Raw genomic sequence first — 23,070 nt, forward strand, 5'->3', positions numbered from 1 at the left:
TGGGGAGGGCAGTTGAATGAAGGTATTAAAAAGAATCATAGCAATAGTTGTTGCTATTGGTATTGTGGCTGGTCTTGGTTTTTATAAGTACATAAATACTGTGACCTATTATAATGAACCAGGCACAAATGGAAACACTATTGGCAATCTATACGGAAATGGATTGTTCTGTGAATCAGATGGAGTAGTTTATTTTTCTAATCCAAATGATAAGGGCAGAATTTATAAAATGAATCCAGATGAATCTGATATAGAAATTGTCGCAACTGATAGCGTTTATTTTATTAATGCCGATTCACATTACCTTTATTACAGTCGTAATCACAATGATAACGCAGATTTTGTGCTTGATGTAAACACAGAAAGCTTGTGTAGAATGTCAAAGAAGAATAAAAAAGTCATTATTCTTGATCAGGCAAACTGTAATGCGGCTGCTCTCGCTGGAAATAGAGTTGTATATTTTCACTATGATTCCGAAGATGCCACATCTCTTTATATGGTTGGTATCGACGGTGAGGAAAGAGTTCAGCTTTCAAAAGCTCCAATTGATCCACGATGCATGGTAGGCGAAAAGCTTTACTATTCAGGTGTGGAACGTGATCACAATCTCCATAGTATGAATCTTGACACAAAAGATTCTACCTATGTTTCATCAGAGAATTTGTGGCTTCCAATCATCGATGGTAACACTTTGTACTACATGAATCTGGATGAAAACAATCGAGTTTACAGAAGTACTCTTTCTGGCGACAACAAAACAGGTATAACCACATACGGTACATCAGGATACAATATCTCTGGCAATTACCTGTACTATCAATCTATCAAGGGAAATCCTGATGGTATGTACAGAGTGGATTTGACTACAGGTGCCGAGGTTCTTCTTGCTGAAGGTGAATTTAACAACATCAATGTAACTAGCAAATATGTATATTTTGCTGATTACTATTCAGGTACAACGTTCCATGTGGCAAATGGTAGCACAGAAGTTGGGCTATTCAATCCACCAATTTTAGCATTAGACAAGTAACAGAATAGGAGTAACATGAGAGACTTAGGAGACATCAGGGTAGAAATCGATCAGGTAGACAAGGAGATTCTCAATCTTTTCAACAAGAGAATGGAGCTTGCCTGCCAGGTAGCTGAGTACAAAATTGCTACAGGTAAAAAGGTTTACGACAAAGAGCGTGAGGATGCAAAACTTGAAAAGCTTTCATCCTATGTTGATGATGATTTTAGCGAGCAGGCTGTCAAAGAGCTATACACACAGATAATGTCCATCAGCCGCAAAAAGCAATTTGCTATTTTGCAAGAGCGAGGAGTATCTTTTGACACAGGCTTTACTCAGGTAGATAATTTCGATTTTTCTGATGCAATCGTTTGCTTTCAGGGAGTTCAAGGGGCTTATTCCCAGCTGGCAATGCTGGCGTTTTTTGACGACGAAATGAAAGACAGCTTTCATGTTGATTTATGGCGTGATGCCATGGATGCAATCAGCACAGGCAAGGCGGACTATGCTGTTCTTCCAATAGAAAACAGCTTGGCTGGTTCTATTGAGGAGAACTTTGATTTACTTTCTGAATACAATGTTGCCATTATTGGCGAGCAGATTCTCAAGGTTGATCATGCTTTACTTGGTGTAAAAGGTGCCACAATAAATGATATTAAAACAGTATATTCTCATCCTAAGGCGATAGCCCAGTGTGAAAACTATATTCGTAAATATCACATTGATTGGGATGTTAAAAACCTACGAAATACGGCTATGAGTGCTCAGAAAATCCAGGATGACGGAGACAAGACTCAGGCTGCTATTGGTAGCAAATATAATGCAGTTTTGTATAATCTTGATATTCTAGAAGAATCTATTCAGGATGATAAAAACAATGAGACACGTTTCATCATTGTTTCAAAGGATAAAAAATATAAAAAATCTGCAGATAAAATTAGTCTTTGCTTAGAGATTTCTCACGAACCAGGAAGTCTTTACAGGATTCTTTCAAACCTCATTTTCAATGGTATCAATATGAACCGAATCGAATCTAGACCAATTAAAGGCGTTAATTGGCAGTACAGATTCTTTATTGATATTGATGGCAATCTTAATGATGAGGCAGTTAGAAATGCACTTACTGGTCTAAAAGAGGAATGCGTAAGCATTAGAGTTTTAGGAAACTATTAATTTCGTATTGGGGGGAACATGAAATTATTTGCAAGCATTTACATTGGCTCTTATGAGACTACAATGAAAGTTTTTGAAGTTAGTAAGCAGAAGGGGATTAAGACTGTCGATACTCTTAAAATCCCTTCTGATATTATCAGAGATGTGCTTGAGCATGGCCGTATCTTACCTCAGACTACGGACAAGCTTTGTCATGTTTTAAATGATATGCGCCGCACTATGGAAGGCTACAAAGTGGACAGCTTTTCTGTAGTGGCAGGCCCTAATATAAGGCAGGCAGAAAATGCAATCATTTTTCTAGAGCAAATAAAAATGCATACCGGATTTACGGTAAATGTTCTTTCAAATTCTGAGCAGCGATTCTTAGGATACGAAGCAGTTGCATCCACAGAAGGCTTCGAAGAGCTCATTAATGAATCGGCTGTTCTTGTTGATGTGGGAGGAGTCTCACTTCAAATCACTCTTTTCTCAAAAGGGAAAATCGTTACAACTCAACATTTGTCTATGGGTACAGTTTCCATAAGTGAGAATCTTAGGAAACTAGGCACTATATCAAACAATTCTTTTGAGCAAACCTACGAGATGATGTATAAGGAACTGGAAGTTTTCAAGACTATGTTCTTGAGAGACATGGTTCCAAAGTACATGATTCTTTTAGGGGTGCAGGTTAGTACCATTGCAGAGCGAATATCTAATTTTTCCTCAAAACAGATTAAAACAAAGGACTACCTTGAATTCTTAAACAAGATTAATAAAAACTATATTAAAGCATTCGAGCTGAAGCATGATGTTTATCTGGACAATGAAAATCTTATCGAGCCAATGGTAATGCTTTATAAAGTATTGGCTGAAACACTGGCTCCTGAAATCGTGTATGCTCCGGGAGTGTCTGTAAGTGAGGGCGTTGCATATAATTATAGCTATTCTAAAAAATGGCTTACATCATCCCACGATTTTGATAATGATATTATTTCAGCAGCTTGGGCTATTGCCAAACGATATGATAGCTATCAGCCACATTTAAAGGCTTTGTTCAAGCTTTCCAGTGAAATATTTGATGCAATGAAAAAGTATCACGGGCTAGGCAAAAGGCAAAGGGTTCTTATGCAGTGTATAGCAATTCTTCATGATTGTGGAAAGTATATTTCTCTATCAGAAGCTTCAAGCTGTTCATATACCATTATTATGTCTTCTGAAATCCTTGGACTTAGTCACAAAGAGAGGGAGATAATTGCTACTACTGTTGAGTTTAACAGAAAGCCTGTTGAACCATATGAGAACCTTTCGGACAAGTTTACCCAGGAAGAGTACGTAACTATCCTGAAGCTACTTGCAATTTTAAAGGTTGCCAATGCTCTTGATAGATCGCATAAGCAGAAAATCAAAAATGTTTCAATGAGAGTAAAAGATAGAGAGCTTGTTATTTCTATAGAGGCTAACAGCTCACTTGCCCTTGAAAAGGGATTATTCAAAAAGAATGCAGATTATTTCGAGGAAATCTTTTCTATAAAACCAGTTCTTAGAGAAAACTAGATTTTTAGGAGGCGTTATGGGAAGCAAAATCAATATTTCAGATGCAAAATACTATGATAATAGAGAACTTAGCTGGTTAAAGTTCGAGCTAAGAGTATTGAATGAAGCTATGGTTAAAGAGCTTCCTATTTTGGAGCGCATTAAATTCGTAAGTATAACTTCGTCCAATTTGGATGAATTCTTCATGGTTCGTGTAGCTTCTCTTAAAGATATGGAGCATGCAGGCTATACAAAGCCTGACATTGCAGGAATGACACCTACAGAGCAGCTCATTGCCATCAATGAAAAGACAAGAGAGCTGGTAGAGCTTCAGTACAACATATGGGGCAAGCATCTCAATCCTGCATTAAAAGAAAACGGAATCATTCTCTATGATAAATACGAGGATTTAAATGAAGAACAGTTGAAATTCGTGGATTCATTTTTTATGAGCCAGGTTTATCCCGTTCTTACTCCAATGGCCTTTGATGCATCAAGACCATTTCCACTTATAAGAAACAAATCTCTAAATATTGCAGCGTTGATTGAAAAGAAAAAGGGGTCTACAGTAGCAGGTAACGACAGTGATGATGTTGAGTTTGCCACTGTTCAGGTTCCTTCAGTTTTACCTCGATTTGTATCCCTTCCATCGGACGAAAAACATCACGATTGCTTTATTCTTTTGGAGCAGATTATCGAGCGCAACATGGATAAGCTTTTCTTAAACTACAATGTGGTTGCAGCCTCTCCATATCGAATCATGAGAAATGCCGATTTTTCAATTGATGAAGAGGGCGCAGAAGATTTGCTTTTAGAAATCGAGAAACAGATTAAATCACGACAATGGGGCGAAGTGATTCGTCTCGAGGTGGAATCTACAATTAACAAAAAGCTTCTTTCAATTTTAAAGAAAAATTTAGGTGTAAATGAGATAGATATTTATAAAATCAAGGGACCTATTGATTTAACCTATCTTATGAAGCTTTATGGAATTGAAGGACATGGCGAGCTTAGAGCTCCAAGCTTTAAGCCTCAGAACAATCCACGCCTTAAACCAGGTGAAAAGCTGTTTGATGAGATTAAAAAGGGAGACATTTTCCTCCATCATCCATATGAAAGCTTTGACCCTGTTGTTGATTTTATTGCACAAGCAGCATTTGATCCACAGGTGCTTGCCATCAAGCAGACTTTATATAGAGTCAGCGGTAATTCGCCTATCATAGCAAGCCTTGCCCATGCTGCGGAGAATGGTAAGCAGGTTACAGTACTTGTTGAATTAAAGGCTCGTTTTGACGAGGAGAATAATATCATCTGGGCAAAGAAGCTTGAGAAAGCTGGATGTCATGTAATTTATGGTTTAGTAGGATTAAAGACTCACTGTAAGATTGCTCTTGTTGTTAGAAGAGAAGATGATGGTATTCGCCGCTATGTTCATCTCGGTACCGGCAATTACAACGACTCTACTGCTAAGCTATATACCGATTGCGGTATGTTTACCTGTAATGAAAAATATGGCGAAGATGCTACCGCTGTATTTAATATGCTTTCCGGATACTCAGAGCCAGCAAGCTGGAATAAGCTTGTTGTAGCCCCACTTTGGCTAAGGGATACCTTCGTTACTTTGATTAATAGAGAGATTCGTCATGCCAAAGAGGGAAAGGAAGCTCGCATTATTGCAAAGATGAACTCCCTTTGTGACAAAGAAATAATTGAAAAGCTTTACGAGGCAAGCAATGCCGGCGTTAAGATAAATCTTATTGTTCGAGGAATATGCTGCCTTAGAACTGGTATCCCTGGTGTAAGCGAGAATATCCATGTGTCATCAATTGTTGGCACATACCTTGAGCATGCACGTATTTTCTACTTCTACAACAATGGATTAGAAGATATATACATGGGTTCAGCGGACTGGATGCCTCGTAATTTGGATAGACGTGTTGAAATTATTTTCCCTGTTGAGGATGTTATTTTAAAGAATAAAGTTAAGCATATTTTGGATGTACAGCTGGGAGATACCCTAAAGGCTTATGAGATGACAGAGGATGGAAACTATGTTAGAATAAAGCCTGTTCGCGGCAAAAAGCCTGTGGGTGCACAGGACACCTTCTGCCGAGAGGCAAAGAAAAATAACGAGCCAGAGATTGATTATTTCAAAAAGCGTACCTTTACGCCTATCTTTGGCAATGAGGTTTAAAATGAACAGAAAAATACTTGCAGTTGATTTGGACGACACAACTTTCGATGACAATAAGGACATCTGTAAGGCTAATCTTGATGCTTTAAATGCAATGCTTGATGCAGGGCATGTGCTTGCTGTAGATACAGGCCGTCCCACACACGTCATGAAAAAGCTTTTAAAGCGATTTGAAGTTTTTGATAGAGAAAATGTTTATCTTTTAGGTTACCAGGGAACTGTTGGCACTAGAGCCACCGATGATGAAGTATTATTTGGACATTTCCTTGATAATGAAGCAGCAATAAAGCTTATGACCTATTCAAAAAATGCCGGGTTAACCACCATTATTTTTGAATTTGGTCAGATTTATTCTTTTTCGTTAAACGAAGATACAGACAGATATTCTGAGATTTCAAAGGAGCCAATTACTGTAATTGAATCACCTGAGGATCTCAGGGGCCATAATCTTACAAAGATGATGGTAGTTAATTTCGAAGACCATGAGAAGCTGTTCCAGTTTGAGGAAGCTCATAAGGCCGAAATGGAAGATTCATTTGTCAGCATGTTTTCAAATGTTGCTTTTCTTGAGTATGTTGGAAAGGATTCTAGCAAAGGCGCCGGGCTTGCAGAGCTTGCATCTATCCTTGATATAGATATGCAAGATACAGTAGCATGTGGCGATGAAAGAAACGATATCAGTATGGTTCAGGCTGCCGGTGTAGGAGTTGCTGTGGCAAATGCCAGAGATGAGCTTAAAGCAGTTGCAGACTATATTACAGTTTTAGATAATAATAACGGAGCAGTAGCAGAGGCAATCAACAAATTTATTCTTAATTCGTAGAAAATTGTTGACTCTGCGGGGTTTACGTGATATATTATTCGTGTTGTGAAAACAAAGTAGAGTATCCACTCTCACCTTAGCACGTATATTTACAGTGACTTGGGTCTTATATTTCACACAAACCTTGTTTGTGATGATTTATGGTGGATATTCTGTATCCACTATTTTTTTTATTATTTGGAGGTAGTACCATTAGCGAATTAATGATTAATGAGCAGATTCGCGACAAAGAAGTTCGTGTAATTGGCTCTGATGGGGAACAGCTTGGCATTATGTCAGCACGAGAGGCACAGAAGCTTGCCGATGATGAAGGATTAGATCTTGTAAAGATTTCACCAAAGGCTAATCCACCAGTGTGCAAGATTGTTGATTACGGTAAATACCGTTATGAGCAGGCACGCCGTGAAAAGGAAGCTAAGAAAAAGCAGCATGTTGTTGAGGTAAAAGAGATTCGTATGTCTCCAAACATTGATGCTAATGATATGAACACAAAGGTAAATGCAGCTAAGAAGTTCATTTCAAAGGGCGATAAGGTTAAGGTAACACTTCGTTTCCGTGGCCGTGAAATGGCTCACATGCAGTCATCAAAGCATATTCTTGATGATTTTGCTGAGGCACTTGCTGATGTTGCAGTAGTGGAAAAGGCACCAAAGATTGAGGGTCGTAGTATGAGCCTGGTGCTTACAGAAAAGAAATCGTAATACAGGAGGAAATTTATCATGCCAAAGATGAAGACAAGAAGAGCAGCTGCAAAGCGCTTTAAGGTAACAGGAACAGGAAAGCTTAAGAGAAACAAGGCATACAAGAGCCACATCTTAACCAAGAAGACTACAAAGAGAAAGAGAAATCTTCGTCAGTCAGCAATCGTTGATTCAACAAACGTAAAGAACATGAAGAAAGTACTTCCATATCTCTAAAATAGATTTGGAAATGTTATTTATTTGGTTAGGAGGAATTTAAAATGGCAAGAGTTAAAGGCGGATTAAACGCTAAGAAAAGACATAATAGAACATTAAAGTTAGCAAAGGGTTACAGAGGCGCTAGAAGCAAGCAGTATCGTGTTGCAAAGCAGTCAGTTATGCGTGCCCTTACATCATCATACGCTGGTAGAAAGCAGAAGAAGAGACAGTTCAGACAGCTTTGGATCGCTCGTATCAACGCTGCTGCACGTATCAATGGACTTTCATATTCTAAGTTCATGTACGGTCTTAAGCTCGCTGGTGTTGAGATGAACAGAAAGATGCTCGCTGAGCTCGCTGTTAACGATGCAGAAGGTTTTGCTAAGCTTGTTGAAGTTGCAAAGTCTAAGGTAGCTTAATTTCAAAACAAACGATTAAAAGTCCTAGGATTTTCCTAGGACTTTTTTGTTATGAAATTAAGCTAAAATGCAAGAAATATAATAGAAAACTACTTTAACATTTTCTAGTATTCTGTTAATCTATTATGTGGTAACGAACTTTAAGGAGGTGCTTTATGGCAATATTAGTTACGGGTGGTGCTGGTTTTATTGGTAGCCACACATGTGTAGAGCTTCAGCAGGCAGGCTATGATGTAGTTGTATATGACAATCTTAGCAATGCATCTGAAAAGTCACTTGAGAGAGTAGAAGCTATTACAGGAAAGCCAGTCAAGTTTTACAAAGGCGATATCTTAGATAGAGATAGATTAAATGAAGTATTTGCAAATGAAAAGATTGATTCTTGTATTCATTTTGCAGGTCTTAAGGCTGTTGGTGAGTCAGTTCAGAAGCCTTGGGAATACTATGAGAACAATATTGCAGGTACACTTACACTTGTTGATGTAATGAGACAGCACAACTGCAAGAACATTATTTTCTCATCTTCAGCAACTGTTTACGGTGATCCAGCAGAGATACCTATCACAGAAAACTGCCCAAAGGGACAGTGCACAAACCCATACGGCTGGACAAAGTCAATGCTTGAGCAGATTCTTTCAGATATGCAGAAGGCAGATAATGAATGGAACGTAGTTCTTCTTCGTTACTTCAATCCAATTGGTGCTCATCAGTCTGGTACAATGGGAGAGAATCCAAACGGTATTCCAAACAACCTTATGCCATACATTACACAGGTTGCAGTTGGAAAACTTCCAGAGCTTGGTGTATTTGGTGATGATTACGATACTCCAGATGGTACTGGTGTACGCGATTACATCCATGTTGTTGATCTTGCAAAGGGACATGTTAAGGCTCTCAAGAAAATCGAGGAGAATGCAGGTCTCAAGATTTACAACCTTGGTACAGGAGTGGGATACTCAGTTCTTGATATTGTAAAGAACTTTGAGGAAGCTACTGGAGTAAAGATTCCATATTCTATTAAGCCACGTCGTGCTGGTGACATTGCTACATGCTACTCAGATGCTACAAAAGCTAAGGAAGAACTTGGCTGGACAGCAGAGTTTGGCATCAAGGAAATGTGCGCAGATTCATGGAGATGGCAGAAGAATAATCCGAATGGATACGAAGATTAAAAAAAGTGTTGACATAAGTCAATTCACATAGTATTATATGTCTTGTCGCTGATAGCGACAGGGCAATATGGTTCCTTGGTCAAGCGGTTAAGACGTCGCCCTCTCACGGCGAAAACAGCGGTTCGATTCCGCTAGGAACTGCTAAAAAGACACCTGATTTCAGGTGTCTTTTTTGTTATTCTTATATATTTGCTAAGTCAAATTTACGAGTATATTCCGTAGGATATGCATTGCCTGTTTTTGATGTCAGGATAGTGCGGTAAATATCACTGGAAATAATATCGTATTTATTAATTGTTTCATTTGGTGCTGTAAGTAAAGGAGCAGATGATGCTTCTTTTATTTTACTAAGGAGAACACTTCCGTTTTTGCTGAATCCTAACATTCGTATATACGATATATATCCGGCTTCCTTTGCAGTTTTAAAATCTTTTTCTGTAATACCTAATAAGATATGACATAGCACACGGCTGATTCTGGAATATTCAAAGTTTTTGGTTTTTAAAACTTCGCAGAATTGACTAAAGGAAACAAATTCCGGCAACTTATTTTTGATTCTATCTGAAAGGTCGTTGTTACAATCTAAATATTGCTCGAAGCTTTCTGTGGTAATAAGCTTGTAATGAAGCAATTCTGAAATATCATCGGAAGTCACAAATGGACTGCTGTTATATAAATTTATTACTTCTTCAGGTACTGCTTCAAAGGATTTTGACAGCTTGTAATGCTGGCGTATTGAACTGGCAGAGCTAAGACTTCCACTAAGACTTAAATCGTTGTATTCGTTTCCTTGACGCTTCATAACAGCTATATCCATATCAAGATGATTTGCTTGGATATAACGACAGTACTCGATTCCTAGTATATTATTAGGAGAGGAGATAATATCTTCAGCTAAAAATGCTTTTAAAGCCTTTGCTCTGGCAGTGGCATAGCTAATTCCCTGAGATACGAGTGCATTAATTTCGTTGTTAATCTCGCCAGAATTTTCAAGCTCCACTAGTTTTTTGCTTTCTTCAATAAACAGGTCTCTGCGGTCGCATTCTGCTGAAAATAGAATAGTATCAACAACACCAGTGGCATTAAGCAAAGCAACTCCAGCTGACGCATATTCTCTTGCAGAGCTGGTGGCGAAAATGGTAGGGATTTCAAGAACTACATCGGCACCACAAAGAAGAGCGGCCTTGGCTCTTGTGTATTTGTCGAAGCATGCGATTTCACCACGCTGAGTAAAACTGCCTGACATAGCTATAATTATCTGATCAGCGCCTAATACATTTCTTGCATATTCAATCTGAAGTTTGTGGCCATTGTGAAAGGGATTATATTCCGCAACTATACCAATTACCATTTTGTTCCTCCGAAAATACTTTTACATGGGTATTATACATTAAAATTTGGTTGAGAAGACAAATTTTAGTGATATAATTAAAATGTTGTTTAAGAATACAATTATTAAAGAAAGAAAACATATAAAGAAAGGAACTTTGTTATTATGAAGATCTTAGTTATCAACTGTGGTAGTTCATCTCTTAAGTATCAGGTTATTGATTCAGAGAGCGAGCAGGTACTTTGCAAGGGACTTTGCGAGAGAATCGGCATCGATGGACGTATCGTTTATCAGAAGGCTGGTCTTGATAAAGAAATCACAGAAATCCCTATGCCTACACACAAGGAGGCTGTTGCAGCTGTAATCAACGCTATTACTAATGAAGCTACAGGTGCTCTTAAGTCTCTTGACGAAATCGATGCAGTAGGTCACAGAGTCGTTCACGGTGGTGAGAAGTTCGCAGCTTCTGCACTTATCACAGACGAGATGATCAAGGTTGTAGAAGAGTGCAACGATCTTGCTCCACTTCACAACCCAGCAAACATCATCGGTATCAATGCATGCCGCGAGCTTATGCCAGGTAAGCCACAGGTTGGTGTTTTTGATACAGCATTCCATCAGACAATGCCTAAGGAAGCATACATGTATGCAGTTCCTTACAAATATTATGAGCAGTACGGCGTACGTCGTTACGGTTTCCACGGTACATCACACAGCTATGTATCAAAGCGTGTAGCTGAGATGGACGGATGCGACCTTAAGAACTCAAAGATTATCGTTTGCCACATTGGTAACGGCGCATCTTGCTGTGCAGTTCTCAACGGTGAGTCAGTAGACACATCAATGGGTCTTTCTCCACTTGAAGGACTTGTTATGGGTACTCGTTCAGGAGATATCGATCCTTCAGCTGTTGAATTCATGGCAAAGAAGGAAGGCCTTGATTTTGCAGGCGTTATGAACGTACTTAACAAGGAATCTGGTGCACTTGGTGTTTCTGGTATTTCTTCAGATTTCCGTGATCTTATTGCTGCTTCAGCAGAAGGCAACGAGAGAGCAAAGCTTGCTATGGATATGATTGCATACCGCATCGCTAAGTATGTTGGTGCATATGCAGCTGCTATGAATGGCGCAGATATCATCTGCTTCACAGCTGGTCTTGGAGAGAACAATGCAGGCCTTAGAAAGGCTGTATGTAGCCATCTTGGTTTCATGGGCGTTGAAATCGATGACGCTAGAAACGATGTAGCTGGCGAGGAGAGACTTGTTTCTTCTGACTCTTCAAAGGTTAAGGTATACGTTGTACCTACAAACGAGGAAGTTATGATTGCAAGAGATACAGCAGCTATCGTATCTGGCAAATAATTTCATCAAATTTTTGTAAAATTAATGCACTTTTTTCTTAAAAGTGTTTGACAAGCATATTAAAGCTTAGTATAATTGGCAAAGTGTGGATAGGAGATTTTATATGAAGATTTCTATTAAGGATATCACTTCATTACCTGATCAAAATAAGAAGTTTACTGGAACTTGCGACATACATGATTTTTCTTATCTTGGCAGTAAGTTTACTATCAATCGCACAGAGCCATTTGATGTAGTTTTGTCTATGATTGGTTCTGGAAAGCTTCATATCACTTTTACTACTAGTGCTAATATCACTGGTTCATGTGACAGATGCTTGACAGATGTTTCATTTGATGTACCTGTGGCTGTTGATGAAACTGTTGAGGTTTCAGAAGGACAGGTAGTTCCAGATGAAGAAATAGGTCCTTACTCATTTGTTGATGGTGAGGAAATAGTTGTAGATGAACTCATATTAAACGAGATCTTAGTGAATTTCCCGGCAAAGATATTGTGCCAGGACGACTGCAAGGGTATTTGCCCAGTCTGTGGCAAGAATCGTAATATCGAGTCTTGTGGATGTGACGACACAGTCTTAGATCCTAGAATGGCACAATTTTTAGATGTCTTTAATAGCTTTAAGGAGGTGAAATAGCATGTCTATTTGTCCAAAGAACAAATCTTCTAAGGGAAGAAGAGATAAAAGAAGAGCAAACTGGAAAATGAGCAAACCAACACTCGTTAAGTGCAGCAAGTGTGGAGAGCTTATGGTACCACATAGAGTTTGCAAGAACTGTGGATCATACAACAAAAAAGAAATCATCGCAGTTGATTAATTTTAAAAACCTTTCGGAGTTTCCGAAAGGTTTTTTTATTTGAAATAATGCCTAATTTAAAGTATAATTTCTAAAGTATGTTATGAAAGGATATTATCATGAGTGATTATACTATAGTTGCACTTGATGCAATGGGCGGAGATAATGCACCATCAGCAATGGTACAGGGCGCTGTTGATGCTGTTAATGCAAACAAAGCTATTAAAGTTATTCTTGTTGGTAAGGAAGATGTTATCAAAACAGAGCTTTCATCTTACACATACCCACAGGACCAGATTGAAATAAAAAATGCTACAGAGGTTATCGAGACAGCTGAGCATCCAGTAGCCGCTATCAAAAAGAAAAAGGATTCTTCGATGGTAGTAGGCCTTCACCTTGTAAAGGATGGTGAGGCAGATGCATTTGTTTCAGCAGGCAATTCAGGAGCGCTTCTTACAGGTGGTCTTGGTATTGTTGGTCGTATCCGTGGTATTGAGCGTGCACCATTTGGTACACTTTTCCCAGTAAAGACTGGCGTTGCTCTTTTAGCAGACAGTGGAGCAAATGTTGATTGTCGTCCTAGCCACTTGGTACAGTTTGCCAAGATGGGTAGCATCTACATGGAAAAGGTAGTAGGAGTTAAAAATCCTCGTGTTGCTATTGTCAATGTTGGTGCCGAAGAAGAAAAGGGCAATGCGCTTGTAAAAGAGACTATGCCACTTTTAAAGGAATGCGAAGATATTAATTTCATCGGTAGCATTGAGGCTAGAAATATTCCAAACGGAGATGCAGATGTTATTATCTGTGACGGCTTCGTTGGTAATGTTATTCTTAAATTATACGAAGGTTTGGCAGGTACACTTATCACTGTTATTAAGGGCGGCTTGATGAGTACCCTCAGATCAAAAATTGGCGCTGCACTTGCGCTTCCAGCTTTAAAGAAGACTCTCAAGAAGTTCGATGCCAGTGAATACGGCGGAGCTCCACTCCTTGGATTAAAGGGCCTTGTTGTTAAGACTCACGGTAGTGCAAAGGCTGGAGAGGTTAGAAACACTATTTTCCAGTGTGTAACCTTCAAAGAGCAGCAGATTAACGAGTTTATTAGAGACAATATAGTTATAGAAAAGAAAAAGGAGGACTAGAGATGGAATTCGATTTACTCAAAGAGATTATTGCAGAGGTATTAAATGTTGATGCAGCTGAAATCACTACAGAGACTACATTTGTTGATGATCTTGGTGCAGATTCACTTGATGTATTCCAGATTATCATGGGTGTTGAGGAAAAGCTTAACATCGAGGTTGATACAGAGGCAGCTGAGAAGCTTTCTACTGTAGGTGATGCAGTTGAGCTTATCAAGAAGACAGTTGCAAACAAGTAATTTTATGTGTAAATGCGGCCTATTTTAAGGCCGCAGCAATTACACGTTTAGTGTCCACTTTCAGTGGACACTATTTTAAACTCAGGAGGTAGTATTTTGAATAGTTTAAAGGAATTTCAAAAGATTATCGGTTATGAGTTTAGAGACGAAAGCTTACTACAACAGGCTTTGACACATAGTTCATATGCAAATGAAAATCATATGCCAAAGCTTAGCGACAACGAGAGACTTGAGTTCCTTGGGGATGCAGTGCTTGAAATCGTTTCGAGTGAGTTTTTGTATCTAAATTATACCGAATTAAATGAAGGTAAATTATCTAGACTTAGAGCTAGCATAGTTTGTGAGCCTACCCTGGCTTACATTTGCAAGGAAATAAACCTTGGTGACTATGTTCGTCTATCTAAAGGTGAGGACATGACAGGCGGTCGAAATAGAAAGTCTATTCTTTCTGACGCCTTCGAGGCTACAATCGGCGCTATCTTTTTGGATGGTGGAATGGAGCCCGCTTCTGAATATATCCATAGGTTTGTTTTAAATGACATAGAACACAAGCAGCTATTTTACGATAGCAAGACCAGATTACAGGAAGTTGTTCAGGCTAATTTCAAGGAGCCACTTACATATCAGCTTATCTCAGAGACTGGTCCGGACCACGCTAAGGAATTTAAGGTTGAAGCCTTAGTTGGGGATAGAGTTCTTGGTTCAGGTGTTGGTAGCACCAAAAAGGCTGCTGAGCAGGAAGCTGCTTATGAAGGCTTGATGCGCCTCCACAAAGAAGACTCTATCAAGATTATATAATTAATTAGGGAGAATTTAATGTATCTTAAAAGTATTGAATTATACGGATTTAAATCTTTTGCACACAAGATGAAATTCGAATTCCATAATGGTATCACAGGTATCGTTGGTCCTAACGGTTCCGGTAAAAGTAACGTTGCTGATGCTGTTCGCTGGGTTCTCGGTGAGCAGTCTGCAAAGCAGCTTCGTGGTGCCAGCATGCAGGATGTTATCTTTGCAGGAACAGAGGCTAGAAAGCCTCTTTCATATGCATATGTAGCACTTACAATGGACAACTCTGACCATGTGCTTCCAGTAGATTACGAAGAGGTTACAATTGCTCGTCGTGTTTATCGTTCAGGTGAAAGCGAATATCTTTTAAATGGTACACCATGCCGTTTGAAGGATGTGTCAGAGCTTTTCTATGATACTGGTGTCGGTAAGGAAGGTTATTCTATCATCGGACAGGGCCAAATCGAAAAGATTTTGTCTGGTAAGCCAGAGGATAGACGTGAGCTTTTCGATGAAGCTGTTGGTATCGTAAAATACAAAAAGCGTAAGGCAGCATCTGTAAAGAAGCTTGAAAGCGAGAGGGAGAATCTTGTTCGTGTAAATGATATTCTTTCCGAGCAGGAGCGTCGTATCGGACCTTTGGAAAAGCAGTCTGAGGATGCAAAGCAATACTTAAAATACAAAGAAGAGCTTAAGCGTATCGATGTAAACTCTTTCATGCTTGAGGTTGATAGACTTCAGGCTAATTTAGATGAGGTTGAAAAGAATGCAAATCTTGCCAGAGAACACATGGAAGAAAGCAAGACAGCTCAGGAGGAAATCCGTACAAAATACGACTCTTTGGAGCAGCAGATCAACGACCTTGATGTTGAAATCGAAACCTTAAAGAAGAATCAGTCGGATTCTACTCTTATGAAGGGCAAGCTGGAAAACGAAATCGCTCTTTTAGAGGAGCAGATTCGTTCTGCAAATGCCACAGATGAAAATATGGCAAGCCGTATCGCTGAAATTGAGGCAGATAAGGCAGATAAAGAAAGCCAGTTAGCAGATTTTAAGGCTGAAAAGGAAAATCTTGATAAGACACTTGAGGAAGCTGTAGAACGTCTCAATTCCGTTAAGTCTAATTACAGCGAGCTCCAGGTTGCAATCATTTCAAATAACGAAAAAATCGAGCAGGACAACAAAGCAATCATGGAACTGCTCAACAATCGTGCTTCAATCAAGTCTAAGGAGCAACGTCTTGAGACTATGCTTGAGCAGACAAACATCCGCAAGGCAAAGCTTAATCAGCGTCTCCTTGAAAGAAAGACTCGTGAAGAGGATTTGGATGTTGCGGTTGCTCTTGCAGAGGACGAGTTTAAGAATGCACAGTCACTTCTTCTTGAGCTTCAGGAAAAGGACAAGGAATATACAGAAAAGGCTGCTGAATGGAAAAAGAAGAGCCGTGAGAATTCTACTGCATTACAGGCAAAGAAGGACGAGTTCGCTCGTGTTCAGACTAGATTAGAGTCAATCAAGAACATTGCAGAGCGCTATGAGGGATACGGTAATTCGACTCGTAAAATCATGGAGCAGAAGGGCAGAATCGATGGTATCGAGGGCGTTATTTCTGACCTTATCCATGTTGAAAAGAAATATGAAATGGCTATCGAGACAGCTCTCGGTGGTAACATTCAAAATATCGTTACAGCTGACGAGGCTTGCGCAAAGAAGCTTATCAGCTACTTAAAGGAAAACAAGCTTGGTCGTGCCACATTCCTTCCACTGACATCTGTTGATGGAAGAGGCAATTTCAAAAAGACAGAAGTTCTTAACGATAAGGGAGTTCTTGGTCTTGCATCAGAGCTTGTTACATGTGATAGCAAGTTTGATGGAGTTGTAGCTTATCTTCTTGGTAGAGTTGTAGTTGCTGACAATATTGATTCAGCTATCGCTCTTGCAAAGAAAAACAACTACAGCATCCATATCGTTACACTTGATGGTGAATACCTTGCACCAGGTGGTTCAATGGCCGGTGGTCACTTCAAGAACAAATCAAATCTTCTCGGTAGAAATCGTGAGATTGAGGAGCTTGAAGGCAAGCTTGATGTTATCTCTAAGGAGATGGATGAGCTCAAGAACCGTGAGGGCGAAATCGAGACAGCTGTTGCACTTCTTGAAAGTGACAGAGATGACAACACTACAAAGCTTAATGAAGCTGCAATTGCATTAAATACTGCAAAGCTTGGCTTAGATAGAGCAAATGAGCAGAAGAAGGAAAGCTTAACTGCTTACGAAGGTCTTTCTAAGGAAAGCGAAGAGCTTGAAACACAGCTCACAGAAATCGCTGCAGGCAAGAAGGAAATCGAGTTCGAAAAGCAGGAATCAGAAGACAAAGAAGCAGAGCTCAAGGCTGAAATCCAAAAGCTTTCAGACGAAGTTGATGAGAAGACTTACATGGAGACTTCTGTCAACAGAACAATGTCTGAGGTTCAGATTGAGGAGGCTAATGCTAGACAGAAGGTTGATTTCGTTCAGCAGAACTTAGACCGTATCACATCCGAAATCGAAAAGTGTGTTGCTGATATTGCGGTTATCAAAGAAAATGCTCAGTCTACTAAGGAAGAGACAGAGGCAAAGAAAGCGCGAATCGACGAGATTAAGGCTACAATATCTGCATCTGACGAGTCCTTTGGAAAGCTTGAGGAAGAAATCAAAGAAGCTGTTGCAAGAAAAGAAGAGCTTAATAATTCACATAAGAACTTCTTTGAACAGCGCCAGGAAATTACAGATAGAATTGCTGAATTAGACAAGGAAATCTATCGTCTTGATTCTCAGAGAGAGAAAATCAGCGATGCTATTTCATATCAAAACAACTACATGTGGAATGAATATGAGCTCACATATCATTCAGCAGAGGAATTAAAGGATCCAGAGTACAACGATTTGGATCATATGAAGAAGGATGCTTCTAAAATCAAGAACGCTATCCGAGCTATGGGAAATGTTAATGTAAACGCTATCGAGGAGTTCAAGGAGCTTTCTGAACGTTACAACTTCCTTAAGGGACAGCACGATGATTTGGTTGAGGCAGAGGCTTCTCTTGTTCGTATTATCGATGAGCTTGATGAGGGAATGAGAAAGCAGTTTGCTGAAGGATTCAAGGACATCCAGGTGCAGTTCGACAAGGCATTCAAGGAATTGTTCGGTGGTGGACATGGTACACTTGAGCTTGTTGACAGTGAGGACTTACTTGAGACAGGTATTATCATTAACGCACAGCCACCAGGAAAGAAGCTTATCAATATGATGCAGATGTCCGGTGGTGAGAAATCGCTTACTGCAATCGCATTATTGTTTGCTATTCAGAACCTTAAGCCATCTCCATTCTGTCTCTTGGACGAGATTGAGGCGGCTCTTGATGATGCAAACGTAGATAGATTTGCTGGATACTTACACAAGCTTACAAAGAATACACAGTTCATCGTTATCACTCACCGTCGTGGTACTATGAACGCAGCAGACAGATTATTCGGTATCACAATGCAGGAGAAGGGTGTTTCCGCTCTTGTTTCTGTAAATCTTATCGAAGCACAGTTGGATGATTAATCCTTAGCTGGAGGTTATATGGCAGAAAAAATCAGCTTCTGGCAGCGCCTTATAAAGGGCCTGACCAAAACAAGAGACAATTTTATAAAGTCGATGGATTACATTTTCAACGGCTTTTCAAATATCGATGAGGACTTCTACGAGGAGCTTGAAGAAGTCCTTATCATGGGTGATATTGGTGTGCGCACTACAGAGACTATCCTCGACGATTTAAGAGAGGCAGTAAAAAAGGAACACATCAAGGAGCCTGCCGAGTGCAAGCAGTTTCTTATCAACGAAATTAAAGAGCAGATGGCTCTCGATGAGACATCATTTGATTTTGAAAAGAAGACATCTGTTGTTTTAGTAATTGGTGTAAATGGTGTTGGAAAGACAACTACAATCGGAAAGCTTGCAGGAAAGCTTCAGGCTGCTGGCAAAAAGGTTATGGTAGCTGGTGCTGATACATTCCGCGCAGCTGCTTCTGATCAGCTTAAGGAATGGGCAGATAGAGCATCAGTAGATTTTATCGGTGGTCCAGAGGGCTCAGATCCAGCGGCAGTTGTTTATGATGCTGTTCACGCAGCAAAGGCTAGAAATGTAGATGTTCTTCTTGTGGACACTGCAGGTAGATTGCACAACAAAAAGAATCTTATGAACGAACTTTCTAAGATTAACAGCACTATCTCAAAAGAATTCCCAGAGGCATATCGCGAGACACTTATTGTGTTAGACGGTACAACAGGCCAGAATGCCCTTGTTCAGGCTAGAGAATTCTCTGAGGTTACAGATATATCTGGTATTGTTATTACAAAATTAGATGGAACTGCAAAAGGCGGTATTGCAATTGCTATCCAATCTGAGTTAAAATTGCCAGTAAAATATATTGGTGTTGGAGAAACAATTGACGACTTAGAAAAGTTCAACGCAGATGAATTTGTTGATGCATTATTCTACGCTGAACAATAGTAAGCCACACAAGAGGGAGACTAATTATGCTTACATTGGACAAATTTGAAGAAGCCTCAAAGATTGTCACTGAGGTAACACACGAGACAAAGCTGGTTTACAGCGACTATTTTAGTGAGAAGTGCGGAAATATGGTTTACCTTAAGCCAGAGAATATGCAGCTTACTGGTGCATATAAGCTTAGAGGTGCATATTACAAAATCAGCACTCTTACAGACGAGGAGAGAGCAAAGGGACTTATTACAGCATCAGCTGGTAATCACGCCCAGGGTGTTGCATATGCAGCCAGCAAATATGGCGTAAAGGCAACAATCGTTATGCCTACAACAACTCCTCTTATTAAGGTCAACCGTACAAAGAGCTACGGTGCCGATGTTGTTTTATATGGTGATGTATATGATGAGGCATGTGAGTATGCTTACAAGCTTGCTGATGAGCATGGCTATACATTCATTCATCCTTTCGACGATTTAGCAGTTGCAACTGGTCAGGGTACTATTGCAATGGAAATCTTCAAGGAGTTGCCTCTTGTTGAGTATATTCTTGTTCCAATCGGTGGCGGCGGACTTGCAACAGGTGTATCTACACTTGCAAAGCTTCTTAATCCAAAGATTAAAGTAATCGGTGTTGAGCCTAGTGGAGCTGCTTCACTTCAGGCATCATTTGCAAAGGGAGAGGTTACAACACTTCCTTCTGTAAATACTATTGCTGATGGTACTGCAGTAAAGACTCCAGGTTCAAACATTTTCCCTTATCTTCAGGAAAATATCGATGAGATTATCACAGTAGACGATGATGAGCTTATCGTTGCATTCCTTGATATGGTAGAGAATCACAAGATGGTAGTCGAAAACTCAGGACTTCTTACAGTTGCTGCATTGAATCATCTTGGTTTCAAAGATAAGAGAGTTGTATCTGTACTTTCTGGTGGAAATATGGACGTTATCACAATGTCTTCAGTGGTACAGCAGGGACTTATCTTCAGAGATAGAATCTTCACAGTATCTGTACTTCTTCCTGATAAGCCAGGTATGCTTGCAAAGGTTTCACAGCTTATTGCAGATCAGCAGGGCAATGTTATCAAGCTTGAGCACAATCAGTTTGTTACAACAAATCGTTCTGTAGCTGTTGAGCTTCGTATCACTCTTGAGGCATTCGGTACAGAACACAAGGAGCAGATTCTTAAGGCTTTGGATGAAGGCGGTTACAGACCAAAGATAGTTAGAACTTCACTTTAATAATATTAGAGGTGTAAAGTATTTATACTTGACACCTCTATTTTATTATAGTATATTATTTAAGGTCGCTAAAAGGAGAAATATGGAAGACAAGATTAAATCTGGTTATTTATATGATTTTTATGGTGAGCTTTTAACAGAGCATCAGCGTAGCGTATATGAGATGAGCATTAATGATGACTTATCCCTTGCAGAAATAGCAGATTCACTTTCCATTTCCCGTCAGGCGGTGCACGACATTTTAAAGAGATGCGACAAGCTTTTACAGGATTATGAATCTAGGCTCCATCTCGTAGAAAAGTTTATGAACATTAGAGGAGATGTCATTCGTATAAATGAATTGACAGAAGGAAATCCTAGCGAAGCTACTTTATCAGAGATTTCCCGATTATCTCAGTTGATTTTAGAGGAACTATAATTTATGGCTTTTGATTCACTTTCAGAAAAGCTTCAAGGCGTATTTAAGAATCTAAGAAGCAAGGGCAGACTTACAGAAGCTGATGTAAAGGCTGCTTTAAAGGAAGTTAAGATGGCACTTCTTGAGGCCGATGTTAACTTCAAGGTTGTAAAGCAATTTACAAACACTGTCACAGAGCGGGCAATTGGTTCAGATGTTATGAACGGCTTGAATCCTGGGCAGATGGTTATAAAGATTGTAAACGAAGAGCTTGTTAATTTAATGGGCTCAGAAGTTACAGATATCACTTTTGGCACAGGCGGCGCCATCACCACAATCATGATGGTAGGTCTTCAAGGTGCCGGTAAAACAACTACCACAGCAAAGCTTGCTGGCAAGGTAAAACAAAAGGGCAAAAAGCCTTTGTTGGTAGCTTGTGATATTTATCGTCCTGCTGCTATAGAGCAGTTGCAGATCAATGGTAAAAAGCAGGATGTTGAGGTTTTCTCTTTAGGAGATAAAGAAAAGCCTGTAAAGATTGCCAAAGAGGCAATGGCTTATGCTAAAAAGAACGGCTTCGATGTTGTTATCTTCGATACAGCCGGTCGTCTTCACATAGACGAGGATATGATGAATGAGCTCGCAGCTATAAAGAGCAATATTGATATCCTCAATACCATTTTGGTTGTTGATGCCATGACAGGTCAGGATGCAGTTAATGTTTCAGCTACATTCGATGAAAAGATTGGCATTGACGGAGTTATCATCACAAAGCTTGATGGTGATACTCGAGGCGGTGCAGCCCTTTCTATTAAGGCTGTCACAGGAAAGCCTATTCTTTACGCTGGTATGGGCGAAAAGCTTTCAGATTTGGAGCAGTTCCATCCAGATAGAATGGCTAGCCGAATCCTTGGCATGGGTGATGTACTTTCACTCATCGAAAAGGCAGAGGCCGAAATCGATAAGGATGCAGCAATGCAGCTTTCAAAGAAAGTAAAGAAAGCATCATTCGATTTCAACGATTATCTCACTTCTATGGAGCAGATGAAAAAGCTTGGTGGCCTTTCATCCATCCTTGGAATGATGCCTGGTATCAATTCTAGCCAGTTGGCTCAGATTGAAGGGGCTGTGGATGATAAAAAGCTTGCACACATCGAAGCAATCATCCTTTCCATGACTCCTGCAGAGCGTGAGAATCCAAAATTACTAAATCCTAGCAGAAAGCACAGAATTGCTGCTGGAGCTGGTTTAGATATAGCAGAGGTTAATCGCTTCGTTAAACAATTCGAACAATCAAAGAAGATGATGAAGCAGATGCCAAATATGATGGGCAAGGGTCGTCGCGGTATGCGCTTCCCATTTTAGCCAAGACCATTTAGTTTTATTATTTAGGAGGAATTAAAAATGGCAGTAAAGATTAGATTAAAGAGAATGGGTCAGAAGAAGAGACCAATCTACAGAATCGTAGTAGCAGATGCAAGAGCACCTCGTGACGGTAGAAACATCGATGAGATCGGTACATACGATCCTAACCAGGAGCCAGCAGCAGTTACAGTTGATGCTGAGGCAGCTAAGAAGTGGATCTCAAACGGCGCAAAGCCAACAGAGACAGTTGCTAGACTTTTCAAGCAGGCAGGCGTTCAGTAAACACTCGAAAGGAATGAATAGTGATGAAAGAATTAGTTGAAGTAATTGCTAAGTCACTTGTAGACAATCCTGAGGAGGTTGTAGTTTCAGAGAAGGAAGACGCTAAATCAATCGTTGTTGAGCTTCGCGTTGCACCATCTGATATGGGTAAGGTTATTGGAAAGCAAGGCAGAATTGCCAAGGCTATCCGCGCTGTAGTAAAGGCTGCAGCCTCAAAGATTGACAAGAAAGTTATCGTTGATATTGTTGACGTTGACTAATGTTGTAGGAACCTGAGTTTTCAGGTTCCTTTTTTTATTGGACTAATAATGCTTTTAAATTACAAATTTAAAAATTTTTTTAAATGCTTTACTAAAAAAATTGAATTTGTTAAAATTTTATATGGTGTGGCAATC

At 39.7% G+C, this 23,070-nt stretch carries 23 protein-coding genes and 1 tRNA gene; 23 read left to right on the forward strand and 1 reads right to left on the reverse strand.

The window, feature by feature from the left end; genetic code table 11:
- The first annotated feature begins 16 nt into the window (after positions 1-16).
- The 10 genes from T375_RS01840 to T375_RS01885 all read left to right on the forward strand — a co-directional run bounded on the left by T375_RS01840 (position 17) and on the right by T375_RS01885 (position 9,342).
- Positions 17-1,030, forward strand: a complete 1,014-nt coding sequence (locus tag T375_RS01840; RefSeq protein ID WP_044934216.1) for a DUF5050 domain-containing protein — start codon at positions 17-19, stop codon at positions 1,028-1,030.
- 15 nt (positions 1,031-1,045) lie between these two features.
- The gene (pheA, locus tag T375_RS01845) at positions 1,046-2,182 is read left to right on the forward strand and encodes a prephenate dehydratase (protein WP_044934219.1); all 1,137 of its coding nucleotides are present in this window, start codon (positions 1,046-1,048) and stop codon (positions 2,180-2,182) included.
- A gap of 18 nt (positions 2,183-2,200) precedes the next feature.
- Complete coding sequence (locus T375_RS01850; RefSeq protein ID WP_044934222.1) at positions 2,201-3,715, forward strand: Ppx/GppA phosphatase family protein; 1,515 nt, start codon at positions 2,201-2,203, stop codon at positions 3,713-3,715.
- Between the two features lie 16 nt (positions 3,716-3,731).
- Complete coding sequence (locus tag T375_RS01855) at positions 3,732-5,888, forward strand: RNA degradosome polyphosphate kinase (protein ID WP_044934224.1); 2,157 nt, start codon at positions 3,732-3,734, stop codon at positions 5,886-5,888.
- A 1-nt stretch (position 5,889) separates the two neighbouring features.
- A complete protein-coding gene (locus T375_RS01860) occupies positions 5,890-6,711 on the forward strand; it encodes a Cof-type HAD-IIB family hydrolase (RefSeq protein WP_044934227.1) in 822 nt (273 codons plus the stop codon).
- 203 nt (positions 6,712-6,914) lie between these two features.
- Positions 6,915-7,412 (forward strand): translation initiation factor IF-3, encoded by a 498-nt coding sequence (infC, locus tag T375_RS01865; RefSeq protein WP_033154017.1) that lies wholly within the window; start codon positions 6,915-6,917, stop codon positions 7,410-7,412.
- Positions 7,413-7,430: 18 nt separating this feature from the next.
- Positions 7,431-7,628 carry a 50S ribosomal protein L35 gene (gene rpmI, locus T375_RS01870; RefSeq protein WP_028236330.1) on the forward strand — a complete coding sequence of 66 codons (198 nt, stop codon included), beginning with the start codon at positions 7,431-7,433 and terminating at the stop codon, positions 7,626-7,628.
- Between the two features lie 44 nt (positions 7,629-7,672).
- Positions 7,673-8,029 carry a 50S ribosomal protein L20 gene (rplT, locus tag T375_RS01875; RefSeq protein WP_033154018.1) on the forward strand — a complete coding sequence of 119 codons (357 nt, stop codon included), beginning with the start codon at positions 7,673-7,675 and terminating at the stop codon, positions 8,027-8,029.
- A gap of 155 nt (positions 8,030-8,184) precedes the next feature.
- The gene (gene galE / locus T375_RS01880) at positions 8,185-9,201 is read left to right on the forward strand and encodes a UDP-glucose 4-epimerase GalE (protein WP_044934231.1); all 1,017 of its coding nucleotides are present in this window, start codon (positions 8,185-8,187) and stop codon (positions 9,199-9,201) included.
- 69 nt (positions 9,202-9,270) lie between these two features.
- Positions 9,271-9,342 (forward strand) — tRNA-Glu (locus tag T375_RS01885).
- Positions 9,343-9,382: 40 nt separating this feature from the next.
- Here T375_RS01885 and T375_RS01890 read toward each other — a convergent pair.
- Positions 9,383-10,552 carry a tRNA(Met) cytidine acetate ligase gene (locus T375_RS01890; RefSeq protein ID WP_049960240.1) on the reverse strand — a complete coding sequence of 390 codons (1,170 nt, stop codon included), beginning with the start codon at positions 10,550-10,552 and terminating at the stop codon, positions 9,383-9,385.
- A gap of 144 nt (positions 10,553-10,696) precedes the next feature.
- On the opposite strand from T375_RS01890, the gene T375_RS01895 reads away from it, so the two are divergent.
- The 13 genes from T375_RS01895 (at position 10,697) to T375_RS01955 (ending at position 22,935) form a co-directional block, all read left to right on the forward strand.
- Positions 10,697-11,893, forward strand: coding sequence for an acetate/propionate family kinase (locus T375_RS01895; protein WP_044934233.1), 1,197 nt, complete (start codon positions 10,697-10,699; stop codon positions 11,891-11,893).
- 103 nt (positions 11,894-11,996) lie between these two features.
- The gene (locus T375_RS01900; RefSeq protein WP_049960241.1) at positions 11,997-12,527 is read left to right on the forward strand and encodes a YceD family protein; all 531 of its coding nucleotides are present in this window, start codon (positions 11,997-11,999) and stop codon (positions 12,525-12,527) included.
- A 1-nt stretch (position 12,528) separates the two neighbouring features.
- Positions 12,529-12,708 carry a 50S ribosomal protein L32 gene (gene rpmF / locus T375_RS01905; protein ID WP_033154022.1) on the forward strand — a complete coding sequence of 60 codons (180 nt, stop codon included), beginning with the start codon at positions 12,529-12,531 and terminating at the stop codon, positions 12,706-12,708.
- A 98-nt stretch (positions 12,709-12,806) separates the two neighbouring features.
- Positions 12,807-13,829, forward strand: a complete 1,023-nt coding sequence (plsX, locus tag T375_RS01910; protein WP_044934235.1) for a phosphate acyltransferase PlsX — start codon at positions 12,807-12,809, stop codon at positions 13,827-13,829.
- A 2-nt stretch (positions 13,830-13,831) separates the two neighbouring features.
- Positions 13,832-14,068 carry an acyl carrier protein gene (gene acpP, locus T375_RS01915; RefSeq protein ID WP_033154024.1) on the forward strand — a complete coding sequence of 79 codons (237 nt, stop codon included), beginning with the start codon at positions 13,832-13,834 and terminating at the stop codon, positions 14,066-14,068.
- 96 nt (positions 14,069-14,164) lie between these two features.
- Positions 14,165-14,866, forward strand: a complete 702-nt coding sequence (rnc, locus tag T375_RS01920) for a ribonuclease III (protein WP_044934237.1) — start codon at positions 14,165-14,167, stop codon at positions 14,864-14,866.
- 18 nt (positions 14,867-14,884) lie between these two features.
- Complete coding sequence (gene smc, locus T375_RS01925) at positions 14,885-18,445, forward strand: chromosome segregation protein SMC (RefSeq protein WP_044934240.1); 3,561 nt, start codon at positions 14,885-14,887, stop codon at positions 18,443-18,445.
- Positions 18,446-18,463: 18 nt separating this feature from the next.
- Positions 18,464-19,393, forward strand: a complete 930-nt coding sequence (gene ftsY / locus T375_RS01930; protein ID WP_033154027.1) for a signal recognition particle-docking protein FtsY — start codon at positions 18,464-18,466, stop codon at positions 19,391-19,393.
- Positions 19,394-19,419: 26 nt separating this feature from the next.
- Positions 19,420-20,631 (forward strand): threonine ammonia-lyase, encoded by a 1,212-nt coding sequence (gene ilvA / locus T375_RS01935; RefSeq protein ID WP_044934243.1) that lies wholly within the window; start codon positions 19,420-19,422, stop codon positions 20,629-20,631.
- An 82-nt stretch (positions 20,632-20,713) separates the two neighbouring features.
- Positions 20,714-21,049, forward strand: a complete 336-nt coding sequence (ylxM, locus tag T375_RS01940) for a YlxM family DNA-binding protein (RefSeq protein WP_033154029.1) — start codon at positions 20,714-20,716, stop codon at positions 21,047-21,049.
- Positions 21,050-21,052: 3 nt separating this feature from the next.
- Positions 21,053-22,393: a signal recognition particle protein gene (ffh, locus tag T375_RS01945; protein ID WP_033154030.1), complete on the forward strand. Its 1,341-nt coding sequence runs from the start codon at positions 21,053-21,055 to the stop codon at positions 22,391-22,393.
- Between the two features lie 39 nt (positions 22,394-22,432).
- Positions 22,433-22,675 (forward strand): 30S ribosomal protein S16, encoded by a 243-nt coding sequence (gene rpsP, locus T375_RS01950; RefSeq protein WP_033154031.1) that lies wholly within the window; start codon positions 22,433-22,435, stop codon positions 22,673-22,675.
- Positions 22,676-22,698: 23 nt separating this feature from the next.
- A complete protein-coding gene (locus T375_RS01955; RefSeq protein ID WP_033154032.1) occupies positions 22,699-22,935 on the forward strand; it encodes a KH domain-containing protein in 237 nt (78 codons plus the stop codon).
- The last annotated feature ends 135 nt before the right edge of the window (positions 22,936-23,070 follow it).

The organism is Pseudobutyrivibrio sp. LB2011 (assembly GCF_000701765.1).
In the GTDB taxonomy this organism is placed as follows: domain Bacteria; phylum Bacillota; class Clostridia; order Lachnospirales; family Lachnospiraceae; genus Pseudobutyrivibrio; species Pseudobutyrivibrio ruminis.